Source organism: Psychromonas sp. B3M02, from assembly GCF_003318165.1.
Lineage (GTDB): Bacteria > Pseudomonadota > Gammaproteobacteria > Enterobacterales > Psychromonadaceae > Psychromonas.
Genome location: NZ_QOCB01000150.1, coordinates 1 through 1,430 on the forward strand (window position 1 = coordinate 1; position 1,430 = coordinate 1,430).

Below are 1,430 nucleotides of genomic sequence, written 5' to 3' on the forward strand. Positions count from 1 at the left end.
TTTCTCACCCTAGGTAATGCATTTGAAACCCATAATGTCGACTATTTTTCTTATAAAAGAGTTATTCTACGGTCTCAACGCCGCGTTAAGCGGACTAAAATAGTGGGTTAAAATGTGTAGCGAAGCGAAACCTAACCCACTGTTTTAGTTGATCTTCACCCGCAAAAGTGGACACCTTCCACTTGTTATATCTTTGCTAATTCATATTCTACAGGTGTTTTATATCCTAAGCTCGAATGCAAGCGCTGTCGATTATAAAAATAGTTTAAATAGCCTTTAAGCTTAGAATGCAACTTACTCATTGTTTCAAAACGATTTCCTCGAATTAAATCGGCTTTAAGCGAGTGAAAAAATGACTCTACTTCTGCATTGTCCGTGCAACACCCTGGTCGATTCATACTCGCATTAATGTTGTGTCTTTTTAAATATTCCTGAACATTATGTGCTCTATATTCCGCACCTCGGTCTGTATGAAACAATACACGATTGACAGGTTGACGCTTTTTAATCGCCAAACGTAATGCTTTAAGAGTAAGCTCTGTAGATTTGTTCTTCCCAAAAGCCCATCCGATAACTCTACGTGAAAACAAGTCAATAACGACTGCAAGATAGTGCCACTTAGTTCCAACTTTAAGATACGTAATATCACCTGACCATTGTTGATTGATATCTGTTGGCTTCTCAATATTCTTACGTTCATTTTGTATTTCTTTATAAAAGAACTTTATCTTAGCGGGCTTGCTATAAGTTTTTATTGCCCGTGCCCTTAGCCCATTCTCACGCATTAATCGTGCAACCCGCTTTCCACTTGTTCTTATGCCAGCCCTTTTTAAGGCATGAAAGACTCGGGGGCTTCCATAAGTTTGGTGATTATCGTTAAACACTTTCTTAATACTTTGCAACAAAACTGCATCTGATAAGGCCCTCACCGAAATAGACCTTTTTAACCAGGCATAGTAGCCACTACGAGAGACCTCAAGCCATTCACAAAGGTATTTGACGCCTAAGACTTCTCCGAACCTTTGGATGAATCCAAATCGTTCTGATGTACTTCCGCCAGATACCGTTGCCACTTTTTTAGCAAATCATTCTCCAATTTCAAACGCTCATTTTCTTTCTGAAGCTTCTGAATTGCAGTTAATTCTTTTTTAGTAGGGACTTTTTTCATATTTTCACTATCGACACTGTAGCGCTGTACCTTTAAGAACTTTCCTTCTCGATACTCTTTTCGCCACCGACTTAACATTAATGGATGAATATCAAGTGCTGAAGCAACATCCTTAGACATTACATCGTCTCTTAAGCTTAGTTTGACCGCTTTAATTTTAAAGCTTACTGGATAAAACCAGGTCTTTCTTGGTTGTGTATATTTGGGCATTTCAACCTCCTCAGTGTATAGAGGAGGTGTCTACTAAAGTGGGTGAGCATCA

The 1,430-nt window shown here is 38.7% G+C and carries 1 protein-coding gene; it reads right to left on the reverse strand.

Annotated features, from left to right (window positions below):
• Positions 1-185 precede the first annotated feature (185 nt).
• A protein-coding gene (locus DS885_RS16620) for an IS3 family transposase (protein ID WP_113820519.1) occupies positions 186-1,378 on the reverse strand; the annotation gives its coding sequence in 2 pieces (ribosomal slippage) (positions 186-1,070 and positions 1,073-1,378; 1,191 coding nt in all).
• Between the last annotated feature and the right edge of the window lie 52 nt (positions 1,379-1,430).